Consider the following 24,956-nt stretch of genomic DNA (forward strand, 5'->3'; position numbering starts at 1 on the left):
ATTTAACAGAAATTTACAATAAAAGAGCAATCGCGAGGCTTTGATTGAAACTGTGGATAACTTGTACCTGGAAAATATTAGAGGTTTCGAAATATTTCATATTATTGTTTAATATTTCGTTTTATATGGAAACGAAATAATTTTAGTGTTAAATGAAATGATAGGAAACAATACAGGTTTTAATAGAGCGGGATTTTTACAGTATTTGGATAAAACCGAATTGTGGGATATTATCATTATCGGTGGTGGTGCTACAGGGTTGGGTACGGCTGTTGACGCGGCATCACGTGGCTATAAAACGTTATTATTAGAGCAGGCTGATTTTGCCAAAGGCACATCAAGCCGCAGTACAAAATTGGTGCATGGCGGGGTGCGTTATTTGGCGCAAGGTAATATAGGTTTGGTTTATGAAGCCTTACACGAGCGCGGCTTGCTGTTGCAAAACGCACCTCACCTGGTAAAAAAACAGTCATTCATAATTCCATGCTATAGTTGGGTTGATAAAATGAAATACTTTATCGGCCTGAAAATGTACGATTGGCTGGCCGGTAAATTTAGTTTCGGCAGATCAAAGTCGCTTTCGCGGGATGAATTAATAGGTATTATCCCCGAGATTAAAGCCGAAGGGTTACAAGGCGGCATAGCATATTGGGACGGCCAGTTTGATGATGCGCGGTTAGCCATAAACCTTGCCCAAACCGCGGCCGAACAAGGCGGTATATTATTAAATTACATGCAGGTAACCGGTTTGCTTAAAGCCAAGGATGGAAAGATTAACGGCGTAACTGCCCTTGATATTGAAAGCGGTAAACATTTTAATCTCCGGTCAAAAGTTGTTATTAACGCCACCGGCGTATTTGTTGACCAGATACTGCAGATGGACAGCGCAGCGCAAAAACCTTTAGTCAGGTCGAGCCAGGGTGTGCACGTGGTATTGGACAGGTCATTCCTGCATGGTGACAGCGCTATAATGATCCCCGCAACTACCGACGGGAGGGTGCTTTTTGCCGTGCCATGGCACAATCATATATTAGTAGGAACAACAGATACCCCTTTAGAAAACCATAGCCTTGAACCTATAGCATTGGACAAGGAGATAGCGTTTATTTTACAAACAGCCGGGCAATACCTCATAAAAGCGCCAACACGCGATGATGTATTGTCCGTATTTGCCGGCTTGCGCCCGTTGGCAGCGCCCGATAAGGATACTAATGCCACCAAGGAAATTTCAAGGAGCCATAAACTGATCGTAAACGCTTCGGGGTTAATTACTATAACCGGGGGCAAATGGACCACCTACCGTAAAATGGCTGAAGATACCGTGGATAAAGCTATACAAGTTGCTGGATTAACCAGTAAACCATGCAATACAATGCAGCTAAAAATTCATGGACACCTTAAAACAATTGGCGATGATCAGCTATCGGTTTATGGCAGTGATGCGGATTTTATACAGGTGCTGATTAAAGCAGAACCTGAGTTAGGCCGGAAGTTAGACGATGAACAACCCTACCTGCGCGCGGAAGTAGTATGGGCCGTACGAAACGAAATGGCCCGCACAGTTGAAGATGTGTTGGCAAGAAGAATGCGGATTTTATTTTTAGATGCAAGGGCAGCCATGAGTTTAGCGCCGGCTGTTGCCAAATTAATAGCTACCGAATTAAATTATAACCTGGCTTGGGAAGAGGCACAGGTGAATAATTTTAACAAATTGGCAAACCAATATCTTACAGCAGAATTTACTGAGAATAAAAAATATATTTGTTAAATAAACCAACCAATACCAAACCTAAAAGTAACTTAATGGAGAAGTACATCTTGTCGTTAGACCAGGGCACCACCAGCTCGCGGGCTATTATTTTCAATAAAGCCGGCAGCATTGTCGCGGTCGCTCAAAAAGAATTTACCCAGATCTATCCGCAACCGGGATGGGTGGAGCATGATGCCCGCGAAATCTGGTCGACCCAGGCATCAGTAGCTGCCGAAGTTGTGATCAAAGCAAACCTTAAATCAACAGATATTGCCGCCATCGGTATAACCAATCAACGCGAAACAACCGTTGTATGGGACAGGGAAACCGGCGAGCCGGTACATAATGCTATAGTTTGGCAAGATCGCCGCACATCGGCTATCTGTGATGGTCTGAGAGCAAAAGGCGCTGATAAGATCATCCAGCAAAAAACAGGATTGGTTTTAGACGCCTACTTTTCGGCAACTAAAGTGCAATGGATCTTAAATAATGTAACAGGTGCCAGGGAAAAGGCTGAAGCCGGGAAACTGGCATTTGGAACTATTGATTCATGGCTGATCTGGAACATGACCTCGGGCAATGTACACGTTACCGATGTCAGCAACGCGTCGCGTACTATGCTTTATAATATTAATACTTTGCAGTGGGATACAGAATTGCTGGATATGTTTACCATCCCGGCAAGTATGCTCCCCCAGGTAAAATCAAGCAGCGAGGTTTATGGCGAAACTGCCGGCAGCGTATTGGCTGCAAAAATACCTATCGCGGGTATAGCAGGCGACCAGCAGGCCGCGCTGTTTGGGCAAATGTGTACTAAAACGGGCATGGTTAAAAATACTTACGGTACAGGCTGTTTTATGCTGATGAACATCGGCGATAAACCCATTATCTCAAAAAACAACCTCATCACTACCATCGCCTGGAAAATAGGCGATAAGGTACAATACGCGCTTGAGGGCAGCATATTTATTGCCGGCGCCGTTGTACAATGGCTGCGCGACGAGCTGAAAATTATAAGCACCTCTGCCGAAGTTGAAACACTTGCAGCTAAAGTGCCTGATAGCGGCGGCGTTTATCTGGTACCTGCCTTTGCAGGTCTTGGTGCACCGCATTGGAACCAATATGCCCGTGGTACCATGTTTGGTATAACCCGGGGAACAAACAACGCGCATATTGCCCGCGCGGCTTTAGAAAGTATTGCTTACCAAACATTAGAAGTTTTAAAAGCGATGGAAGCTGATTCAGGCGCACAGATTGCCCAGCTGCGGGTTGACGGTGGTGCAACTGCCAATAACCTGTTAATGCAATTCCAGGCTGATATTTTAAAAACAACGGTAGTGCGCCCCGAGGTAACCGAGGTAACTGCTATAGGCGCGGCCTATCTTGCAGGCCTGGCTATCGGCTATTGGAGTGATATTGATGAGATCCAAAAGCAATGGCAAATAAACCGCAGTTTTGAACCTGATACATCACTTAACAGTGATGAAATGGTTAAAGGCTGGAACAAAGCGGTAGCCGCTGTTAAAGTATGGACCGAGTTATAAAATAAACCAATAAACTAACCTAAAACAATTAAGAGATGTCAGAATTTACCGCCGAACTTATCGGCACCATGTTCGTTATCCTGTTAGGGAACGGGGTAGTAGCAAATGTAATTTTAACCGGAACAAAGGGCCATAACAGCGGCTGGATAGTAATAACCACGGGATGGGCCCTGGGAGTTTTTGCTGGTGTTGTTATTGCTGGTCCGTACAGCGGGGCGCATTTAAACCCCGCGGTTTCCATCGCGTTAGCAATAACGGGCCAGTTTGCCTGGGCCAAAGTACCTATGTATGTAGCGGCACAATTTGCCGGTGCCATGCTGGGCGCTTTGCTGGTGTTCCTGATGTACCGGGATCATTTTTTTACTACCAAAGATCCGGGCACTAAAGCGGCGGTATTTTGCACGTCACCGGCTATCCGTAACCCATTGTCAAATATCATTAGTGAGGTTATAGGCACTTTTGTACTGTTGTTCGTAATATTCTATTTCACTAAGGGCGAGTTAGGTGCAGACAAAACACCTATCGGCTTAGGCTCATTAGGCGCATTGCCGGTATCATTATTGGTTTGGGCAATCGGCTTGTCATTGGGCGGCACCACCGGGTACGCTATAAATCCCGCCCGCGATTTAGGGCCGCGTATTATGCATGCCATATTGCCTATTCCCGAAAAAGGAAGCAGCGGTTGGGATTATGCCTGGGTGCCGGTTGTAGGGCCAATTATTGGTTCGGCGGTAGCTGCCGGATTATATTTATACTTAAAATAATAAACATCAATGAACAACAAGTTTTATAGCACCTTATTTGGCGGCCTATGTTTAACAGGATTATTAGCGGTTTCATGCAGCTCATTAAAAACAATGCCCGATAAAAAAAGCTATCCTGCGTTTTTTAAAGTGGGCCATCGTGGTACACGGGGATTAATGCCCGAGAATACTATCGAGGCTATGCAAAAAGGAATAGAGGTAGGCGCAAACATGGTTGAAATGGATGTGCATATCACCAAAGACGGCCAGGTGGTTGTATATCATGACGAATCTTTTGATCCGGCTTATACCGTTATGCCCGATGGTAGTAAGATCCCCGTTAAGGAACGGACTAAGTACACGTTTTACCAGATGAATTATGCGGATATAAAGCCTTTCATCATTAGCACCAACCCTGGTTATCCGCAGCAGGAAAACAAGCCAACTTACACCCCTTTGTTAGGCCCACTTATAGATGCTGTTGACGCCTATACAAAAGCCAAAGGCCTGCCGGATGTTTATTATTTGGTAGAGATAAAATCCGCAGAAAAGACGGATGGTTTTGACCAGCCCGCGCCCGTGCCATATATGAAACTGGTAATGGATGTACTACAGCCTAAAAAACTGGGTAAGCGACTTATCGTACAATCATTTGATATGCGCCCTTTACAGGTATTGCATCGTACTAACCCTGAAATAGCACTTGGTTATTTAACCGGTGATAAAACTTTAAGTGTTGCCGGCGATGTAGCTAAGTTGGGTTTCTCACCAATGTTTTACAACCCGGCCGGTAAGTTTGTAACGTCCGATATCGTAAAACAATGCCATGAAAAAGGGATGCTGATTGCCCCATGGACAATAAACACCCTTGCCGAAATGAAGAATTTTAAAAGTATGGGTGTAGATGGGATCATTACCGATTACCCCAATTACTTTAAGGAGTTAAAATAAAAACAACAAAGCCTGGCAGATCAACTACCAGGCTTTGTTTTATGGTATGAGTATTTTAAAACTGCTTTGTTTTAAAAGCCTTGGCTATAGCGGCCTGGGCCAATGGTTCCATTATTTTATAGCCTTCAAGATTGGGGTGTACGCCGTCTTTTGATAGCGTAGCAGGTAACCCGCGGTTTTCATCAACCATTGCTGTAAAATAATCCAGGTAGATAAAGTTGTTTTTGTCGCAATAGGCTTTAATCATCTCATTTAAAGCTTTCACCTTTTCTTTTGGATCGATAGTCGGTCTCCAAGGGAAAGCCGCCGCCGGGGTAACTGACGATAACACCACCTTTATTTTATTTGCCCTTGCCAATTCGGCCATTGACATGATGTTACCCATTACATCGTCCAGTTTAGAAGGGCCGTTATTTTCGGCAATGTCATTAATGCCGGCAAGTATAACTACTACATCGGGTTTTAGGTTGATCACATCTTCGCGAAAGCGCACCAGCATCTGGCCCGTGGTTTGGCCGCTTATGCCACGGTCATAATAATTGTTGCTTTTAAAAAAATCGCCGTCATTGCCTATCCAGAAATCGGTTATCGAGTCGCCCATATATACCACTCGCTTTTCGCCTTTTTGCGGTGCGGGCGCGTCGGTGTTAGCCTGTTCGTATTTATGAATGTTTGGCCAGTCTTTATTTTGGGCGGTTGCCGATGCAGCAACAAATAGCAGCGCAGGTAACAGTAGATTCTTTTTCATGTTGCCAATTTAGAAAATAATTTATCACAAATTCAAAAAGCTATTGTAAAATTAGCCACGTATAGTCTTCGGGCGCTATAGTTACGTTAACTTCAATTTCATAATTACGGTTAAGCACGTATCTTTTGCCCGGTTGGTCTTTTTCCTGAACCATAGCGGTTGTAGTTAGCCCGGTATAATACAACGGAAGCGTTATTTTTCTGGTAATTTTTTCTTTGGTTGGGTTAAACAGCATCACCAACCCTTTATGTTTTAAATAAGGATCTGCATGCATTATGCCGTCCCAATTCCGGCCGTCTGCTCTTCTAAGATGGATAATATCAGCGTTAAGTATATCCCGGTATTGTTTGTACCAGCTTATTGTTTTTATAACTAATTGCTTTGTTTTGTCGGTATCATATAAGCGCGGACCGCGGTAACAGGCCTGCACACCGGCACCATAGTACTGCATCATTAATTGCTCATAATCTTTCAAATGTTTTTCAAGCGGTTCAAGCACAGCTTCTTCGCCGCCGCCCTGGTAGCGGGTTAAAGGCACAAATCCCCATCCCATTGAAGGTGTTTTATCCCATGTTCCATCAAAAATATTTTGACGGTTCAATATCTTCTGTTGCTCACGCGGTAAAGAAAAATTTACTTCGCGATACCCTAATGCAATTTTATTTGATCCGTCCAGGAAATACCAGTCGGGCGCGTTGACATAGATACCCCGTTCATTACACCAGCGGTACAATTCTTTTTGCAATTCAATTTGCCTCCATTGCGAGTCGCCCAAACCCGTATGCCCGGGATGTGAGGTTGACGCGCACAAATCGCCCGGATAGGGGCCATCATTTTCAAAAATATCAAAGCCGGTATTGGCCATAAAATATTTTAGTTTGCTAATGTAGGCTAAACCCCATTTACTGCCCATGCATGGTGCATGGCCAAACAGAGCCGCAACATCCGGCTTGCCACTTACCGGATCGATCACATCATCGTCGTCACTTATTCTACGAGAACTGAACAGCGAATAACTGCCAATTTTTATGCCCTTTTGATGAGCTTCCTGCGCTAAAGCCCTCCATTTCCTGATATTTAGGGCACTTGTATCTTCCATATTGCAATGGCTGCCAAAGCTTAGTATTAGTGCCTCGTAACCGGTTGTGGCGCATTGGTTTATAGCGTCCTTTACCTGGTTGTCGTTCTTGCTCACAAGATGCATAAATATGGGGTTCTCGGCGGTCCATGGGGCTACTGTAGCATACATTTTTCTGATCATCAGCCCTCGTCTTTCCCGGTCATAAGTGTCAATCAATAGCTCATGGGTACGTACTGAGTTAAAGACATTAGTTGGATCAACTTTAACACTTGTAACCTTTTCCGGGTATACCCGCAATAAACAAGGGGTTTGGAAATTGTAGTTTACCTGCGATGTGTAACTTGAATCAACATCCCAGTGCTTTGTTTGGTCGCTAATGTTATAACGCATGGCGTTGTTAAACGCGTAGTTTGTTTCAATGTAAATACCGTGTTGTTTTTGCATTTGGTCAGGCGTGCCAATAACCGCGCTTTCTTCTTCAACCATTGCTAAAATTTCATTTACACACCTGTTTATGGTGACAGCGTGATTGCTGTTGTTATTAACAGATAACGACTTTACAATTAGTGGAATACCATCGTATAATTCGTAATGGATAGCTACGTCAATACCTTTTAATGAGGCTGATTGAAAATTAAGGGTTAGCATTTTCCCAGTAGTACTTTTAATGCCGCCGGCCCATGATGTCTGTTTCCATTTTATATAAGGTTGGATGTTGGAAACGGTGTATGATTTAAATTGGAAATCATTTTCGTTTGCTTTAAAAGCCTCAATCCAAGCGGGTATTAAATAAGCTTGCTCATTTTGACCGTATAAGCCGCCTATGTTGATTTTTTTACCGTCGATTATTAGTTCTGCTTCAGGTTTAACAGCGCGTAATAATTGTTGGTTATTGCTCAAATTTTCATAGCTCACACAAGCAACATTGGGTTGTATTCTAAAAACCCGCTTTAGCAGGCCGTTAGATAAAGTTATTTCTTTTCCGTTTTTAGACGGTGTAATGGCTGCAAGGTATCCCTCGCTGTTAATGAGCCAGTCGGTTGTTTTTTTTATAGATTGACTTTTACCATTTAATGCAATGAATAGTAAAATCAGAAACGCGAGGATCCTCAGGTTATTCATGGTTAATTAAGGTTTAAGGCAAGATAAATAAAATAGGTATATTATTTTACCCCAATATTAATTACAAATAAATGTTTAATTATTTCAATTTCAGCTTCATCATGATATCGGTTTGGATATCATTACCTACTTTAAACTGGTGCTTGTCAAATATCACAAAGCCGTTTTTTTGATAGAAGCTGATTCCCCTTAGGTTTATCTCCCATGCCCCAAGCCATATGTAAGTTTTATTTTGTTGCTTCGCGAGTTTTATGATCTCAGTTATCAGCAACTCCCCGATCTTTTTCCCCTGGTAGCCTTGTAATACATAGATTCGTTCAATTTCCAGCCCCTGTGTTTCTCTCAACTCGGTTTGGGCATTGCCGGTGTTTATTTTAAAGTATGCTATGGGTTGGTCATTTATTTCCGCAAAATAAAATTCAGATCCGGGGTTGCGAATTTCTTCTCCTAACGACTCCTCTGTCAGGTGGTCGCTCAAAAAAATCTCCAGGTCCGCGGGATTGTTTAAGTGCGCAAACGCGTCTACAAAAGTTTTATAGCTGATGTAGTGTAGGGCCTTTAGCCTTTGCGGTGTAATTTTAGTGATGTTGATATTATCCACCGTAAATAATCAGCACTTAACTGTTTTTTTCTTTTTGGTCAAACTTCCCCTTGCCTGTGCTTTTGCAATGTATTCAATAGCGTCCGGCACTTTGCATGATGTCCCGTTTTTATCAACCATAACTACACCGATCTTTTTAGCAGCTTCGTTAGCATAAGCATTTAAAGCGCTTACATAACTACCGGCAGAAATAATAAAAATATTCATGGCTGACCGAACTCTGTCAGGCGAAGAATGAATGGTATTAACTACACGATCTATCAGTATTTTTAAGCTGTCTAAGCGCAGTTCTTCGTCCGGTTTAAGTGCAACCAGGTTTGCCAGCGTGGCCCAGCCGGCAGCGACAATATGTATCTGGTCTGAATTTATCCAGCTTAAAGCCATATCAAAACCATGCTTGCCTTCGGCAGCTACCCAAGGCACGGTGTACTCGCTGATATTATTTGATACGGCCTGTTCCACCCAGGTTTGCAGGTCGGCCGGGGTCATTTGGTTATCGTCGGCTATTAAGCCTGCCAAATACATGGCGTCTGCGTTTTTGGTAGCATACAAGTCCTTTGCCAATTGATAGTCTTTCTTTATCTTTTTCTGTATCGGCTTTAAATACTCAACCTTTACACCAAAAAACGGCTCTTTAACGCCGTGCTTCATCAATATATTTTTGATCTTATCGTCGCCACGGGCTTTAAGCTCGGCCATAATTTCGTCTACCGTCATAACAACACCTTTTAAATTATAGCTAAAGATAAATACTTAGCAGCGTTTTAAAAATTATAACCAACGCCAAGTTTTACTCCTGAATTTATCAATTCATGGTTCGATCCCTGGTGGTTAAATTTAATTAAGCCATGGTATTGGAAATAGGGACTAACAAATATCATAATAGATTTATAGCTGTATTTTGCACCCAGACCACCTTCAAAACCAACACCCGATTGTTTTGGCGCTACAGAAATACCGCTTTTATAATTGGTTTGAAAATCAAGATCAAAACCCAAATCGGCATACAAATATTTAAAAAATGTAAACTTTGCCAATAGCGGTATGGTTACCAAGTTTACCTTATCGTAATACGTATTAACCTTCCCTGATGGAAAAGATGTTTCTTCAATGTCGCTCTGCGAATAGGTTAAGCCGGTTTCAAGAGACAGGGCCTTTTTAATCTGCCGTGTATATATCAATCCAAATGCTTTTGAAGGTTTAGAATGATAACCGAAATCACCTATTGCACCATGTATGTTTACATCGCCCGAGCCCGGCGCGTACATTACCGATAAAGTGTTGCTTGTTTGCGCATAGGCCCGCGTAATAAATAATGCAAGCGCCAAAATGGTAAGTTTAAGTTTCATTAAGTTAAAGTTAGGGTGTTTACAAATGTAAAACGTAAAGCGAACCAGAACGCTACATCAGGCATATAAAAAATATACCAGGATTGCTTTGGGTAATAATACCTAACATACTTAGGCGTGTTTCACTGTAAGTGTTTCACTCCGTAAGATTAAAAACAGCTAAAAAATAATAAGCAACTTACTAACAGCTATTTAGGTGGATTATTTAAACTTTTTGTACTGTTGCAAAGTGTTTCACCTCGCTTTTGTTAACTTGCTTATTTAAAGGCGTTTGCGCTAAAAAAGTGTTTCAACTGTTTCAAGTGTTTCATGTTTTCATGAAACAGACAAACACCCGATTTTACAATTTTACAGCCTCATTTGATATAAATGCTTAGTTTTAAATCCTGATATCAAATGGAACTTAGAACCGTAAATGTTACCCGTTATGTTACTCCCCTGCGCGAAGGCGGATCGTTACCCGCAATTGCCGAGGCCGACGACGAGTTTTTGTATGTGCTTAAGTTTCGCGGAGCAGGGCAGGGTGTAAAGGCCCTTATTGCTGAATTGATAGGCGGCGAGCTGGCCCGTGTATTAGGCCTGAAAGTACCCGAGCTGGTATTTGCCAATTTAGACGAAGCCTTTGGCCGCACCGAACCCGATGAAGAGATTCAGGACCTGTTAAAGGCAAGCGTAGGCTTAAACCTGGCGCTGCATTACCTGTCGGGCGCTATAACGTTTGACCCTGCGGTTACGGTGATAGACGATATGCTGGCTTCGCAAATTGTATGGCTGGACTGCCTGCTTACCAACGTAGACCGTACGCCGCGTAATACCAATATGCTGATATGGCATAAAGAGCTATGGCTGATAGACCATGGCGCCGCGTTGTATTTCCATCATTCATGGGATAACTGGAAGGAGCAGGCCGTACGCCCGTTTGTGCAGGTTAAGGATCATGTGCTGCTAATGGGCGCAACCCAACTGGAAGCGGTTGACACAGGGTTCAAAGCAATCTTAAATGAACAGGTTATACGCGATATCGCGGCTTTGATCCCTGATGAATGGCTAGCCGAAGAGGCTGAAGAAGCAGCCGAACGGAGAGAAGTATACGTACAGTTTTTATTGCTGCGGATAGCGACATCGGATATATTTATAAAAGAAGCAAACCATGCCAGGGAAACACGTTTTTGAGTACGCCGTAATCCGCGTTGTACCAAGGGTAGAGCGTGAAGAGTTTATGAATGTAGGGGTGGTGCTGTACTGTAAAAAGCTAAACTTTCTGCAAGCCATAATCACGGTTAATGAAGCCAAGATCTGCTGCTTTACCAATCCCGATGAAGCCGTGCAGATAAAAGCTAACCTGCACGCATTTGAGCAGATCTGCAAAGGCAGTACCGAAGGCGGCCCTATTGCTCAGCTGGATGAAGCATCGCGTTTTCGCTGGCTTACGGCTACACGCAGTACCGTGGTACAGGCATCTAAAGTACACCCTGGCCTATCAGCCGATCCGCAGCAAACATTAGCAAAGCTGCATGCGCAGTTGGTGTTGTAAGTATTATTCGGCTACCTTAATTTTTACTACCAGCTTCTTAACCGTATCATAGCCATCAACGTGTATGCTTGGGCGGTGCGAATCCAAAGGGAAGAATATCAACATGGTGTTAGGATCTGCAACATAATAGTCGCCTTTGGTAGCTGGGTCGAAATTGCCTACGTCCTTGGTCTCATCATATGGATTAGTAATCCTGGCGTTGGTAGGGTTCATTACACCAATGCGTTCTTTCCCGCGAATCATTAAGTGTACATCAAGATATTTGCGATGTGCCTCCCAACCGGTTTTATCATAGTCCTTTGTCGGGCCTTCGCTTACCGTTACAAACACATTATCGCCATCTATCACATGTTTACCAACTGATAGTGTATCCAGCTGTGTGGTTCTAAGGAAAGCAAATGCTTTATCCCAATAAACTTTATTACGTTGATATTGCTTTGCAAATTCGGCCTTATTAAGGCCGGCGTACATATTTAGCATCAGGCCATTTCGCCATTCGCCATTTTTAACCCAGGCTTTGGCATCGCTCTCACTCATTTGGGCGGATGCAGCCGTACTGATAAAACATATAATAGCCAACAAGGCGATTTTATAAACAGATACTTTCTTCATGATGATAATTATATTGCCCAAAGGATAGGGGTAACCGGTTTAATATTCAATAATACAAGTATTTACTTAATTCTGCATCGATTGCGTAAAAATATAACAGTAATAGCTTTTAATTGACTGATAAATTGTAAAATTGCTATTCGTAACCAAAATCTAAATTGTGTTGAAATCTATCTATAGTGTCCATCCAGAAGACTTTAAATCTTATCAAACCGCGGCTATCCGCGAGCGCTTTTTGCTGGATGGAACAGTAAAGCCTGACGAGGTCAATTGTGTTTATACACACTATGACCGTATGATCGTAGGTGCTGCAAACCCTGTTAACAAACAGCTGGAGCTTGAAAACTATCCAAATCTAAAAGCCGACTACTTTCTGCAACGCCGCGAGATCGGTATCATTAACGTTGCGGGAGATGGTGAAGTTATAGCCGACGGACAATCGTACCCCGTAAATAAACTGGACTGCCTGTATATAGGAAAAGGCATAAAAAGCATAAAGTTTTCAAGTAAGGATAGCACTAAGCCTGCTGTGTTTTACCTGCTGTCATGCCCTGCGCATACCAATTATCCAACTACCTTATTAACTAATAATAAGGCAGTGAAAGTAAATGCAGGCGATGCTTCAACCGCCAATCGCCGTACAATCAATAAATACATTCACGCCGAAGGGATCCAAAGCTGCCAGTTGGTTATGGGCCTAACCATTTTAAGCGATGGCAGTGTGTGGAACACCATGCCTGCACACGTGCACGACAGGCGGATGGAAGCTTATTTTTACTTTGACGTTCCGGAAGGGCAGCGGGTATTTCATTACATGGGCGAGGGACAGGAAACCCGCCATATTATCATGGGTAATTACGAGGCTGTGGTTTCACCGCCATGGAGCATACATTCGGGCAGCGGTACGGCCAGCTATAGTTTTATATGGGGGATGGCAGGCGAAAACCTTGACTATACAGATATGGACGTTTTAAACATCGCAGATATTAAATAAACAACACGCTTCATAAAAGTCCCTCTCCAAAGGAGAGGGATTTAGGGTGAGGCTTAAACAGATATAAAGTGGAAAATAAATTCTCGTTAAAAGGTAAAGTAATTGTAGTTACAGGCGGCACAGGCATATTGGGTAACTCGTTTGTAAATGGTATTGTTGAGGCCGGTGGTACCGTTGGTATCCTGGGCAGGAACCAACAGGTTGCCGAAGAAAGGGCAGCCGCAATTAATGCCAACGGCGGTCAAGCCATAGCGCTTATAGCCGACGCATTAGATGAAGTAGCGTTAATAGCTGCAAAAGATAAAGTTTTAGCCACCTACGGCCGTATAGATGGCCTGGTAAACGCAGCAGGCGGCAATATGCCCGAAGGTGTTTTACTACCAGATCAGGATATATTTAGTATGAACCTGGCAGGTATGAAAAAGGTAACCGAGCTTAACCTTTGGGGCACCATAATACCTACACAAATATTTGGCGAAGCTATTGTTAAAACTGCCGGTAAAGGCAGTATAGTAAATATATCATCCATGAACTCCAAGAGCGCTGTAACGCGTGTATTGGGTTATAATATGGGTAAGGCAGCTGTGGATTGCTATAACCAATGGTTCGCGGTTGAATTAGCCAACCGTTATGGCGACGCTATCCGGATGAATGCATTGGCACCCGGCTTTTTCCTGACAGAACAAAACCGTAACCTGTTAACTAAGCCTGATGGGGGCTATACAGACAGGGGAGAACGCGTTATCCGTAATACACCATTTAAACGTTTTGGTAATCCTGATGAGCTGATTGGCGCATTAGTATGGCTGTTAAGCGATGCATCCGCCTTTGTAACCGGTTCAATGATTTGTGTAGACGGAGGATTTTCTGTTTTTAGTGGTGTTTAAGTACTACTAATTAATTTATATCCTATATTGTACCCGGCTAATCCGGCCTTACAAACCAATTATGAAAGAAACGCCTAAGGGAAACTACCGGTGGGTTATATGCTCGCTGATTTTTTTTGCTACTACTATTAATTACCTGGACAGGGCCGTTATCAGCCTGTTGAAATCAAATCTTTCTACAGAATTTAAATGGACTGACGCCGACTATGCTAATATTGAGATCGCATTTAAAATAGCTTATGCGGTAGGGTTGTTGGGGGCAGGTCGTGTTATTGATAAAGTGGGCACCAAAGTCGGTTATCTTATGGCGACGTTATTATGGAGTTTATCCGCCATTGCTCATGCTTTTGTAACCGGAACATTAGGATTTATAGGTGTGCGTTCGGCATTAGGTTTAAGCGAGGGCGGGAATTTTCCGGCCGCTATTAAAGCTACAGCAGAATGGTTTCCTAAAAAAGAAAGGGCTTTTGCAACGGGTATCTTTAATTCGGGCACTAATATTGGTGCTATTGTAGCACCTTTAACCGTACCATTTATAGCTGCAGCCTGGGGGTGGCAATGGGCCTTTATTATTACGGGTGCTACAGGTTTTATCTGGTTGATATTTTGGTATTTGTTTTATCAAACCCCATCAAAACATAAATATGTAACCAAAGAAGAATTAGATTACATTAATAGCGATGACGAAATAGTTGATGATGTCCCTGTTGTTGAGCAAAAAAGAATAGCATGGGGTAAACTGCTCAAGTATAAACAAACATGGGCATTTGTTATTGGTAAGTTTTTAACCGATCCGATATGGTGGTTCTATTTATTTTGGTTACCCGATTTTTTAGAGCGCCAGTACGGTTTAAAAGGTACCGGTATTGCTTTACCTGTTGCAGCTGTTTACACTATTGCTACGGTTGGTAGTGTTTATGGGGGATGGCTACCTATGAGCCTTATTAAAAAGAATTGGTCGGTTTTTAGGGCCCGTAAAACGTCAATGTTTATATATGCCTTATTTGTTATACCTATAATATTTGTACAGATATTAGGTGGAATAAATATGTGGTTGGCTGTTTTTGTTATAGGTATAGCTGCTTCGGCGCACCAGGCATGGAGTGCTAATATTTTTACCACTGTATCTGATATGTTTCCAAAAAGCTCCATCGGTTCGGTTACCGGTATAGGCGGCATGTTTGGTTCAATAGGCGGGGTATTATTATCCTTTTTAGTACAGAAGAAACTTTTTACTTATTACGGTCCGGTAGAGAACGGGGGGATAGGCAAAATTGAAATTGCCTATTATATCATGTTCTTTGTTTGCGGCAGCGCATACCTTTTGGCCTGGCTTATCATGCATTTCCTTACCAGGAAAATGAAACCTGTTGAGTTGGAATAATACATCCGGAATAATTACCTTTATGGCATAGCGCTTTAACGCTATGCCAATTTATAAGCCAACTTAGTAATAACCTCCAGTTTACTATGAAGAGATTTGTTGCTTGTATATTAATAATGATGTTAAAAATTGCGCCTTACAGTTACGCGCAAACGGTAACCCTTGATACTTATTTTAATCACGAAACACATAAAACAAAAACCGGCACAGAGCGCTTTCATTATTTATGGAACGATGAAAAGGACAGCGGTTTCAGCAAATGGGGCAGTTGGTTTAAATATAGTGGTTTTACTCTTGACACCTTAGGCGAAGCGCCTACTTTAGCCAAACTGCACAAAAGCAGTGTCTATATTATTGTTGATCCTGATACAAAAAAAGAAACTCTAAATCCCAATTACATAAACGAAAACGACGCAATGCAAATTGCGCTTTGGGTAAAAGCAGGCGGGGTATTAGTATTGATGGCTAATGATAGCGCCAATGTCGAGCTGCCGCACTTTAATATACTGGCTGCAAAGTTTGGCCTGCATTTTAATAATGATCTGCCTAACCACGTAATTGATGATAAACATTTTAAAGATGGCGAAGCATCATGGGTTGATGACGCGGTTTTTAAATCAAGCCCCAAAGTGTTTTTAAAGGATGTAAGCAGTATCAGCTTAAGTAGCCCCGATGCTAAAGGCGTAATCAAGTCAGCCGACGGTTCATCAGTAATTGCCGCAATTGCTAAATATGGTAAGGGTATGGTATTTGCCGTTGGCGACCCATGGCTGTATAATGAATATGTAAATGGTAGGCTACCGGCAATTTATCAGAATGATATTGCTGCTAAAGATTTGACCGAATGGTTAAAAAAACAAGTAAAAAGATAAATCAATACTAATAACTTAAATTAAAAACATGAAACTAAAATTTATCATCGGTGTGTTGCCTGCGTTGCTTTTATTGGCAGCTTGTCACTCATCAACAACAACTACCACAACAGATAGTACTAAAACCGATTCTGTTGCCACAGCCGACACAAGCCTTGCAAATGCAAAATTCTATGTATTGAAAAATAAAAATGGCTTAAAGGCTATTTTTACCAATTATGGAGGCCGTTTGGTAAGCTTATTTGTTCCGGGTAAAAAAGATACGTTGACAGATGTTGTAGTTGGATTTAAAACCGCTTCAGAATATAAAAACTCTACCGAGCCCTATTTTGGCGCAACCATCGGCCGTTACGGCAACCGTATTGCTAAAGGAAAATTTGTGTTAGATGGCAAACAGGTTACCCTAACTATTAATAATGGCCCAAACACGCTGCATGGTGGCAAAGCCGGCTTTCAATATGTAATGTTTGATGCAGTGCAAAAAGGGGAAAATGGATTAGAGTTGAGCTACCTATCTAAAGATATGGAAGGTGGTTTCCCGGGGAATGCAAAAGTTAAGGTTACATATACCTTAAATGATGATAATGAGTTGCGGATGGATTACGAAGCCACTACCGATAAAACTACCGTAATGAACCTAACCAACCACGCATTTTTTAATTTAAACGGCGAGGGTAGTGGTACCATACTTAACCATATTGTGCAGATCAATGCCGATAAATATACCCCGGTTGATTCTACTTTGATCCCGACAGGAAAATTAGACCCTGTTGCAGGCACACCATTTGATTTTAATAAGCCAACCACTATTGGTGCACGTATTAATGCTAAAAACGAGCAGCTTAAAAACGGTACAGGTTATGACCATAACTATGTGCTAAAAAGCGCAGGTGCCGGTAAATTTAACCACGCAGCAACTGTTACAGGCGATAAAAGCGGCATCGTAATGGATATATATACCCAGGAGCCCGGCTTGCAATTTTACAGCGGTAACTTTATGCAAAGCAAAAACACTTTTAAAGGTGGTAGCAAAGATGATTTCAGAACAGCCTTTGCTATGGAAACTCAACACTTCCCTGATTCACCAAACCAACCATCATTCCCTACAACAACTTTAAAACCCGGTGAGACCTATAAAACATCCTCATACTACAAGTTCTCTCAAGTTAAATAAAAAGAATTTGCTCAATAAAAAAAGCCGTTCCAACGTATGTCGGGACGGCTTTTTTGTTGTTGATATTTTAGGTGTTAGTTGTAGATAAAGCTACCATCGCCACGGCGCTGCATATTTTTGCCGTTACGTTGTGGCCTGCCACCCCATTTTTGAAGGTTAAGGCGTAAGCCAACCATAAAGTAGCGGCTTAATGAACTTGATATGGTATTAGTTATACCACCATCGCCGGTAGGGTCTTGCCTGATAAAGTTATTTTGGTGAAAGACATCATAAACATCAAACGTTAGCACCAGGTTTCTTTTTTCAAGAAACTCTTTCTGGAAACCGGCATTGACGATAAATGGGTTACTGGCATTAGCTATGCCGCTCACAAAGTTTTTTGAAGCGCTATAATTAACCTGGAAGGTTTTGGCGAAATATACTTTACCATCTACTGCCATACGGGTAGTTTGATACAGGTTAGAACGGCCTTTAGGCAACGTTGTAAACGTTCTGGTTAAATTATAGCCAATGTATGGGTTGATCTCTATGTTGTCGTTAGGATTGATCCTTGGGCCAAAGCGGTCATTAAATGACCAGGTAGTGATATGGTACAACACGTTATTACTCATAGCTGTAGAGTAATCATAATTGACACCTCCGTTTAATGAGATATTATAACGCCTGTCATCCAATTGTTTTGAGATACCGTAACCACCGCCGTATGAATGTGATCCGTCCAGATTTAAAAAGAATGTTTCGCGGATAAGGATACCATTTACCGGTTTAACAACTACGTTAGATGTTATCCTGTCCTGGTAAAAGTTAGCATAACCGCTTAATGATATATTAAACCTTGAATTTGCGATGTAGTTATTATACGACGCATTAATTGAATGGTTAAAAGCCGGATTAAGGTTAGGATTACCATAAACAATATTAAGCGGGTTAGACCTGTCAACAAACGGTTGGATCTGCTGGAATTGAGGTTCGGCGTTGCCACCATTATAGTTTAACTGGAACCTTTGCGTGCGTGACCAGGCATATGAAAAACGGAACGCAGGGACAATTTTAAAGGTAGAGCGGGAAGTCCCGGCATTCTGAAAAGTGTTATTGTCAATCTTGGTACCCGTTAAGTTATAGGTTATCGCTGTGGCGCCTATTGACATATTTATCTTCGTCCCATCGTAGCGGAAACTCGGTGTATACCGTGATTGCGTAGTATGGAAATTATAAATATTACTTAAATCAGGACGTAAAACAAGCCCCAAACCAGCCTTATCCTCGTATTGAAGCGACTGTGCTTCATTATTTGAGCGGCTCAATTCGGCCCTGAACTCTAATAAGGCAAACTTGCCCAAAGGCTCAGTATAGGTAGCTGTACTTGAAAAAGAAGAGTTTTTGTTATTACGCTTAGTCAATACGCTTATTGTTGAATCTTTGCTGATATCAGGCTTAGTAAGCGTACTATCTAAATAATACTTGTAATCTTTATCTGATCCTCCATCAGCCTGCGAATCAGAATGAGAAGCATTAACTGTTATTGATATATTCCTTTTAGGCTTTCTGAAAAGGTGTACAAACAGTGCGTTTATACCATAGTTTTTGTCCTCGCTGCTATTGAAGTTTGTACCGTTACTTAACCTGTGTTGAAATAGGGAATTACCGAGGCTGTCTGTAAAGTCGTCTATCTGGTCTCTGCGATAATTATTAAAGCTTGAAGATACCGAATTGCCGAACGACGGATTAACCTGCAAAAAGTTTAAACTGTCCATCTGTACCTCCACCTGGAAATGGCCAGACTGTCCGTGACCTTTATTATCGTTGGTGCCGTGTTGATTGAAATAACTTGGGCCAAAGCTGGTAATGTTATTACCATACTGGGTATTTTCAGAATTACTATTGTTGTACCAATAAGAGTAACTGGTGTTTATCTGTACTTTTTTACTCAATTGATCGCGGTAGCTAACAGATGGCGATCCGGCCTGGGTTACGCCAGGGTTACCACCACCTATACCCTCTATCGTATTTCGGGCATTGCCAATTACGCTTATAACCTGGTTAGCATTAATACGTTGCACAGATAATTGTGCGTTATACCTGTCGTTATTACCAGCCTGGGTTGTTACGCGGCCTGTTAAACCTACAGACCTATCCGCCTTGGTTGTAATGTTTAATATTTTTTGCGGTAAACCGGTTTTAATACCCGTACGTGCAGCCTGGTCGCCATAGTCGTCAACTATCTGTATTTTTTCAACGATATCAGCAGGTAAATTTTTAAGGGCCTGGGCAACACCGCCGCCGGCAAATTCTTTACCGTTTAATTTGGCCTTAACAACATTTTCGCCCTGGTGAACCAATGAGCCATCGTTACCAACTTCCATGCCCTCCATTTTCTTAATCAACTCGTCAAGCGTGGCATTTGCGCGTACTTTATAGTCGCTGGCGCGATACTCGACCGTATCAGTTTTATAAGTTACGCTCGGTGTACCATTAATAGTAACCTCATTAAGTTGATTGCTTGTTGGTTTTAAGCTAATTGGGTCTAATATTATTTTTTTAGACTGGTCATTATTTAAATACTTTTTTACAAAAGTTTCTGATCCCATCTGCGAGACAGTAACGTTAAACACCGCTTTTTTTACGTTTTTAAAAACAAAGATACCGTCCTCATTAGTAGCCGTTCTTATGGTATCAACAACCGATTTTAAGGTTACTAACGCACCTATAACAGTTTCGCCTTTGTCGTCTTTAACAACACCACTTACCTCACGAATTGGCAATGGCGGTTGTACCAAAGGCACAGGTTTTTGTTGAGCCGAAAGTTTAAGTGTTAGAGATATTAATAATATAGCAGATAAAAGTTTTTTCATATTTAGAATGTAGGTATTTAAGGGTATTAAGGGGTATCTTATTTTTTAGCTAAAGTATATTTAGCCCAAAAATCTGTAGGTGCTATAAGGTCTTGGAAATCAATATTGGTTCCACGGTTTCCACCGCCGCCGCCACGGTTCCCACCACCGCCGCCACGTCCACCACGTCCGCCGCCACCCCCTCCGCCGAATCCACCACCGGCCGGAGCAGGTATACCGCTAAGCATTATCTGGTAAGCAAATTCTTTCGGGTCGGCAGCCGAGAGGCCTAAAGCCTTAAGCGGGATAGCCATTTCGCAAGTCATCATACCCTGCTCATCATAGCCCACAAGGGCCTTAATGCTATACTCGTTATAGATAGATATTAATGTATCAGTGATTTCTTTAAAGCCTAATACCTTAATTTCTTTGGCTGCCGCTATAAATTGTTTGTGCGCCTCTTCGGTCATCGCTTTAATTGCCGAGTCAGATAAGTTAGTGTTGTTTCTGTTACCACCGATGCCACCAAAGCCGCCGCCTCTTCTACCACCGCCGCCACCGCGTCCGCCGCGGTTAACAACAGGGTAAGTTACACTAAATGCATCCTTGTCGCTTTTTTTATCAGCAGTATTTATGTTTAAGGTTATACCGCCTGCAGCAATTTTAGCAGAATTGGTTGCATCTCCTGATTTTGCAATCAGATATAAATATTTTTCATCGTTAGCTAAAGTATAATATAGCTTGACAGCCTTATTATAGGCCTGGAAATTGCCTTGCCACTCACTTAAATTACCGTCAATTTTAACATTAGGCACGGCTGACACGCTATTTGCTTGTACTGTTTTCAATTTATCCTGGGCAAATGTTTGCGAAACGCAAACGCCAAGTAAAAGCGATAATAGAATACTTTTTTTCATCTTCTTTTATATTAAAAATTGATTGACGGTGAAATTACGACGAAGTTTAGTCGTATACCTCAATGTCGCATAATTGTTGCTTAAATGTCATGTAATTGTTGCACAAAATAGGATGAGGAGGGGTATAATACATGATTTGTGAAACAATGATTTTTTTAATCGGCCACTAAATCAGCCTATTAAAAAAATACTAAAAACTCTTTTAAAAAATATTTGCGGCAGCGATTTTTAATCCTACCTTTGCAATCCCAATCGGGATGTAGCGTAGCCCGGTATCGCGCCACATTTGGGATGTGGAGGCCGCAGGTTCGAATCCTGCCATCCCGACTTAAGCGATACCAATCGAAGTCGAAACCCCTTAAATCGTATGATTTAAGGGGTTTTTTATTTTATTCCACCCCAAGTTATTCAAGTAAAACCAAAGAAAATGAGACCTATTCGGTTACCCATTTTAATTTCTTACGTTTGGGTCACCAGATGCATTGTAACTTATTGATAGTCAATTAATTGATTAATTTATTTTGACTGATTTTACTACCTTTTGACGCCTGTTTTTACACAAATCGGTGACCCTTTTTTAAGGAGTGTATCAAAACCATTCAAAACATGCTTTTGTAAAACATTTAATTGAATAGCTATGAGTACTACAAACAACACATTTGGCGTTGCTTTCTATCTTAAAAAGCAAAAGGCCAACCAAGCGGGCAAATCACCGATATATGCCCGTATTACCGTAAACGGCAAGCGTATTGAAATTTCCGTTAAACGTTCCATTGAAGATAATAATTGGAACCCGGTTAAAGGGATGGCAAAGGGAAGCCGGGAAGAAATTACCAAACTGAACAAATACCTTGACCAATTTAAGGCCGGAATTATCGACAATTACCAACAGCTTTTACTGCAAAAGAAATTTATTACCGCAGAACTCCTAAAGGAGAAAGTTACGGGAGCCGATCAAGCCGAGTTCACACTGTGTAAATTGATGGAGTATCATAATACCGAACAGTTACAGGTATTAGAGCCAGGCACCATGAAAAATTACTACACCACCCAAAAGTATATTAAAGAGTTTATCAAAGACCGTTTTAAAACAAGCGATAAATACCTATCAGAGTTAAGCTATAAGTTTATTACCGACTTTGAGTACTATCTACGCAATAGAACGCCGGAGAAAGGCCAAAAGCAATTAAATAACAACGGCCTGATGAAACACATTGAGAGGTTTTGTAAAATGGTCAATCTTGCCGTTAGGCTCGAATGGATAGACCGTAACCCTTTTCACGCCTACCAATTGAAATTTGATAAAGTAGAACGGGAATACCTTACTAAAGACGAATTGGCAAGGATTGAAGCCAAGAAATTCAACATTGTGCGGTTACAGGTTGTGCAAGACCTTTTTGTTTTTAGTTGTTATACAGGGTTAGCCTATATTGATGTATTCAATTTAACCCCTGCCAACCTGATAGAAAAATCCGAAAATAACATTTGGATAGCAACCAACAGGCAAAAGACCAATGAGCCTGTAAGAGTACCACTTCTACCGAAAGCATTAGCCATCATTGAAAAGTATAAAGGCCATCCCCAAGCACTGGCGGAGGGAAAGGTATTGCCAGTATTGAGCAATCAGAAGCTAAACAGCTACCTAAAGGAAATTGCAGACACTTGCGATATAACAAAGCCGCTTACTTTTCATATTGCCCGGCATACATTCGCTACCACGGTAACGTTAACCAATGGCGTACCGATAGAGACAGTAAGTAAGCTGTTAGGACATAGCAAACTAACTACTACGCAAATATATGCTAAGGTGGTAGAGAGTAAATTAAGCGATGATATGGCACAGCTTAGTAAGAGATTGCAAGCATGACACTCAAATAAAGCCCTCACAATGTGGAGGGCTTTATTTACTTATTGTGGTTAATATTCCTTATTTTTGCTATAAGGTTATAATATTATAAAGTCAACGCATGTATTTTAGTAATTATAAAAACTTCCCTAATGCTGTAATCAATCCTTCCCTATTGTGGGAATACAATATTGGTAAGGTAGACTACACCAGTATGCGCAATATTGTTGTTCAGCGAGTAGTTGAAAGGGGCTGGCCGCAGGATTGGTACGCCATGCTTAATTTATATGGCATTGACAGCGTAAAAAAGGCCATCAAAGAATTGCCTTATCTAAATGATAAAGACATGAATTTTGTTAGCCAGGAATTTGATATACCATTAACTGCCTTGAAATGTTATACAAAGAAACAGTCAGTTCAGACACACTGGAACTCCTAACAAAGCTGATGCACGACCCGTTACTAAGTGATTTCTTTTTAGTAGGAGGTACGGCACTTTCATTACAGATAGGCCACCGTCGGAGCATTGACCTTGATCTGTTTACCATAAAGGATTTTGACGAGAATGCCCTGTTAGGCGAAGTTGAGGAAAAATATAACTTTTACACCGACTTTCAATCCAAGAACACATTGAAAGGTCAAATAGATGGTGTTAAGGTAGATTTTATCAGTCATAAATACCCGCTAATTAATCCTTTACTTGTTATAGAAGATGTGCGAATGGCCGGAATACAGGATATTGCAGCCATGAAACTTAACGCTATTGCCGGGAACGGCACACGTTTAAAGGATTTTATTGATATTGCCTACATATCTTCATTTATAACACCTACACAGATCGTAGAAGCCTATCAGGATAAGTATTCAAGCCGTAACCCGGTAATGGCTATTAAATCAATGGTTTATCATAATGATATTGATTTTGACGAGCCTATTGAAATGCTGGACAATAATTTTTCATGGAGCATCATTGATAAACGGTTGCATGATATGCTTGATACCCCCGAACAAGTTTTCGAGCCAATCGATATGAATGTTCAACGCCGCAGACGAGGCAGGTAGTTCCACAAAACAAACCAAAAGGGAATTTCGCCCGTTAAAGCATGGAGACCTAATAACCCATGCCATGCCAAATATGTATTTTAAACCCCGCAATCCGTTCGACCTATCACCTCATAAATATGATCTTGGCATTTTTACAGGGCTGAAAAAAGGTAACGAGGACAACCACTTTTTAGCCAAGCTTTGGAAAATGCCTGAAGATCAATACAGATTGTATTATTTGTACCATTTGGCCTACTTTCTTTCAAAAGAGCCGGAGGGGGAAAAGGAATTTTTTTCTTTTGTTTGGCGTATTGTATTGGCTCGGATAAAATTTTTGGAGGGAACAGACCCTTTTTCCTCCGAACATGCTAAACATGGCGACCGGCTGGAAATACTTTTAAAGTTTCAAAAATTCTTGCGCTCTATTGACCAATGGAATACCGACCAAACCCAGCCGGAGATTATCGCAGGGCAGGCCGAAGAAATTAGGAAACTACAAACAGTTAATGCCGGTTTAAAGGAAGAACTTAAAGCCGCAAGAAAACTTGAAACCGATTATTACCTCAATATTGCTGATGGGAAGCTTCTCACAGTAATCGACCTTTTTAAAAAGATAGAGGCGCTTCAGCCTGATGGCAAGGAACTCGTATTTGCTCAGTTTCAAATCATTTGGGCTAAAATGATTTGCCGATGCTTTCGGCACGGCGGAAAGGAAATTAAATTTGATACCGTGCGCAGATATTTTCCCGGCGACAAGGACGACCCAAGTCTCCGATCTGCACCTGTTGGGTCAAAATATCAGATATATCATATTGTACCTATCAAAAAGTAAAAGCCATTTTCCGGTATTGCCGCCTTTTAACCTCAAACAACTATCCTTTTGAATTTGAGCTAATTAAGTATTCAATATACTTAACTCAAACTATTCCAACTTTACCATAGGTTTTGCTATGGTAACAAAATCTCCGATGC

23 protein-coding genes and 1 tRNA gene are annotated in these 24,956 nt (G+C 41.6%); 16 read left to right on the plus strand and 8 right to left on the minus strand.

The genetic code is table 11. The annotated features are described in order from the left end of the window. Positions 1 to 157 precede the first annotated feature (157 nt). The 4 genes from ABIB50_RS02000 to ABIB50_RS02015 are packed head-to-tail and all read left to right on the plus strand — an operon-like array spanning position 158 to position 4,988. Positions 158 to 1,768, plus strand: a complete 1,611-nt coding sequence (locus ABIB50_RS02000) for a glycerol-3-phosphate dehydrogenase/oxidase (protein ID WP_429376810.1) — start codon at positions 158 to 160, stop codon at positions 1,766 to 1,768. Between the two features lie 35 nt (positions 1,769 to 1,803). Next, complete coding sequence (gene glpK, locus ABIB50_RS02005; protein WP_429376811.1) at positions 1,804 to 3,294, plus strand: glycerol kinase GlpK; 1,491 nt, start codon at positions 1,804 to 1,806, stop codon at positions 3,292 to 3,294. Positions 3,295 to 3,329: 35 nt separating this feature from the next. Further along, positions 3,330 to 4,058, plus strand: a complete 729-nt coding sequence (locus ABIB50_RS02010) for an MIP/aquaporin family protein (RefSeq protein WP_429376813.1) — start codon at positions 3,330 to 3,332, stop codon at positions 4,056 to 4,058. Positions 4,059 to 4,067: 9 nt separating this feature from the next. After that, complete coding sequence (locus tag ABIB50_RS02015) at positions 4,068 to 4,988, plus strand: glycerophosphodiester phosphodiesterase family protein (RefSeq protein ID WP_429376815.1); 921 nt, start codon at positions 4,068 to 4,070, stop codon at positions 4,986 to 4,988. Positions 4,989 to 5,043: 55 nt separating this feature from the next. Here the strand turns inward: ABIB50_RS02015 and ABIB50_RS02020 are convergent, their stop codons facing one another. The 5 genes from ABIB50_RS02020 to ABIB50_RS02040 form a co-directional block, all read right to left on the minus strand. Further along, positions 5,044 to 5,736, minus strand: a complete 693-nt coding sequence (locus ABIB50_RS02020) for an SGNH/GDSL hydrolase family protein (protein ID WP_429376816.1) — start codon at positions 5,734 to 5,736, stop codon at positions 5,044 to 5,046. 40 nt (positions 5,737 to 5,776) lie between these two features. Further along, positions 5,777 to 7,939 (minus strand): alpha-galactosidase, encoded by a 2,163-nt coding sequence (locus tag ABIB50_RS02025; protein ID WP_429376818.1) that lies wholly within the window; start codon positions 7,937 to 7,939, stop codon positions 5,777 to 5,779. A 79-nt stretch (positions 7,940 to 8,018) separates the two neighbouring features. Further along, positions 8,019 to 8,540 (minus strand): GNAT family N-acetyltransferase, encoded by a 522-nt coding sequence (locus tag ABIB50_RS02030; protein ID WP_429376820.1) that lies wholly within the window; start codon positions 8,538 to 8,540, stop codon positions 8,019 to 8,021. A gap of 9 nt (positions 8,541 to 8,549) precedes the next feature. Further along, entirely contained in the window at positions 8,550 to 9,257 is a 708-nt protein-coding gene (locus ABIB50_RS02035) for a DNA alkylation repair protein (RefSeq protein ID WP_429376822.1), read from the minus strand. A 47-nt stretch (positions 9,258 to 9,304) separates the two neighbouring features. Then, positions 9,305 to 9,889, minus strand: coding sequence for an outer membrane beta-barrel protein (locus tag ABIB50_RS02040; RefSeq protein ID WP_429376824.1), 585 nt, complete (start codon positions 9,887 to 9,889; stop codon positions 9,305 to 9,307). A 396-nt stretch (positions 9,890 to 10,285) separates the two neighbouring features. Here ABIB50_RS02040 and ABIB50_RS02045 point away from each other — a divergent pair, with 396 nt between their 5' ends. Both ABIB50_RS02045 and ABIB50_RS02050 read left to right on the plus strand, forming a co-directional pair. Beyond that, positions 10,286 to 11,062, plus strand: a complete 777-nt coding sequence (locus ABIB50_RS02045; RefSeq protein WP_429376826.1) for a HipA family kinase — start codon at positions 10,286 to 10,288, stop codon at positions 11,060 to 11,062. Next, the gene (locus ABIB50_RS02050) at positions 11,040 to 11,423 is read left to right on the plus strand and encodes a DUF3037 domain-containing protein (protein WP_429376828.1); all 384 of its coding nucleotides are present in this window, start codon (positions 11,040 to 11,042) and stop codon (positions 11,421 to 11,423) included. Before ABIB50_RS02045 ends, ABIB50_RS02050 begins: the two co-directional genes overlap by 23 nt. A gap of 3 nt (positions 11,424 to 11,426) precedes the next feature. Here ABIB50_RS02050 and ABIB50_RS02055 read toward each other — a convergent pair whose 3' ends face one another. Beyond that, a complete protein-coding gene (locus ABIB50_RS02055; RefSeq protein WP_429376830.1) occupies positions 11,427 to 12,035 on the minus strand; it encodes a YhcH/YjgK/YiaL family protein in 609 nt (202 codons plus the stop codon). Between the two features lie 160 nt (positions 12,036 to 12,195). Here ABIB50_RS02055 and kduI point away from each other — a divergent pair, with 160 nt between their 5' ends. From kduI to ABIB50_RS02080, 5 genes are all read left to right on the plus strand, one after another. Beyond that, on the plus strand, positions 12,196 to 13,029 hold the full coding sequence (gene kduI / locus ABIB50_RS02060) for a 5-dehydro-4-deoxy-D-glucuronate isomerase (RefSeq protein WP_429376836.1): 834 nt from the start codon (positions 12,196 to 12,198) through the stop codon (positions 13,027 to 13,029). Positions 13,030 to 13,097: 68 nt separating this feature from the next. Further along, positions 13,098 to 13,916, plus strand: a complete 819-nt coding sequence (locus ABIB50_RS02065; protein WP_429376837.1) for an SDR family oxidoreductase — start codon at positions 13,098 to 13,100, stop codon at positions 13,914 to 13,916. Between the two features lie 61 nt (positions 13,917 to 13,977). Next, positions 13,978 to 15,300, plus strand: coding sequence for an MFS transporter (locus ABIB50_RS02070; RefSeq protein WP_429376838.1), 1,323 nt, complete (start codon positions 13,978 to 13,980; stop codon positions 15,298 to 15,300). 86 nt (positions 15,301 to 15,386) lie between these two features. Continuing rightward, positions 15,387 to 16,172, plus strand: coding sequence for a DUF4350 domain-containing protein (locus tag ABIB50_RS02075; protein WP_429376840.1), 786 nt, complete (start codon positions 15,387 to 15,389; stop codon positions 16,170 to 16,172). Positions 16,173 to 16,200: 28 nt separating this feature from the next. Next, on the plus strand, positions 16,201 to 17,346 hold the full coding sequence (locus ABIB50_RS02080; RefSeq protein WP_429376842.1) for an aldose epimerase family protein: 1,146 nt from the start codon (positions 16,201 to 16,203) through the stop codon (positions 17,344 to 17,346). A gap of 74 nt (positions 17,347 to 17,420) precedes the next feature. Here ABIB50_RS02080 and ABIB50_RS02085 read toward each other — a convergent pair whose 3' ends face one another. Together ABIB50_RS02085 and ABIB50_RS02090 are read right to left on the minus strand one after the other, a co-directional pair. Then, complete coding sequence (locus tag ABIB50_RS02085) at positions 17,421 to 20,198, minus strand: outer membrane beta-barrel protein (protein WP_429376843.1); 2,778 nt, start codon at positions 20,196 to 20,198, stop codon at positions 17,421 to 17,423. A gap of 38 nt (positions 20,199 to 20,236) precedes the next feature. Then, the gene (locus ABIB50_RS02090; RefSeq protein WP_429376845.1) at positions 20,237 to 21,094 is read right to left on the minus strand and encodes a hypothetical protein; all 858 of its coding nucleotides are present in this window, start codon (positions 21,092 to 21,094) and stop codon (positions 20,237 to 20,239) included. Between the two features lie 253 nt (positions 21,095 to 21,347). Here ABIB50_RS02090 and ABIB50_RS02095 point away from each other — a divergent pair. The 5 genes from ABIB50_RS02095 (at position 21,348) to ABIB50_RS02115 (ending at position 24,816) form a co-directional block, all read left to right on the plus strand. Then, a tRNA-Pro gene (locus tag ABIB50_RS02095) sits at positions 21,348 to 21,421 on the plus strand. Between the two features lie 310 nt (positions 21,422 to 21,731). Then, entirely contained in the window at positions 21,732 to 22,961 is a 1,230-nt protein-coding gene (locus ABIB50_RS02100) for a site-specific integrase (protein ID WP_429376847.1), read from the plus strand. A gap of 100 nt (positions 22,962 to 23,061) precedes the next feature. After that, positions 23,062 to 23,379: a DUF6922 domain-containing protein gene (locus tag ABIB50_RS02105; protein ID WP_429376849.1), complete on the plus strand. Its 318-nt coding sequence runs from the start codon at positions 23,062 to 23,064 to the stop codon at positions 23,377 to 23,379. Beyond that, entirely contained in the window at positions 23,334 to 24,002 is a 669-nt protein-coding gene (locus tag ABIB50_RS02110) for a nucleotidyl transferase AbiEii/AbiGii toxin family protein (protein WP_429376851.1), read from the plus strand. Before ABIB50_RS02105 ends, ABIB50_RS02110 begins: the two co-directional genes overlap by 46 nt. Next, positions 23,974 to 24,816, plus strand: a complete 843-nt coding sequence (locus tag ABIB50_RS02115) for a hypothetical protein (RefSeq protein WP_429376852.1) — start codon at positions 23,974 to 23,976, stop codon at positions 24,814 to 24,816. The genes ABIB50_RS02110 and ABIB50_RS02115 overlap by 29 nt, the downstream gene beginning before the upstream one ends. The last annotated feature ends 140 nt before the right edge of the window (positions 24,817 to 24,956 follow it).

It is taken from the genome of Mucilaginibacter sp. UYCu711, assembly GCF_050433825.1.
GTDB lineage: Bacteria > Bacteroidota > Bacteroidia > Sphingobacteriales > Sphingobacteriaceae > Mucilaginibacter.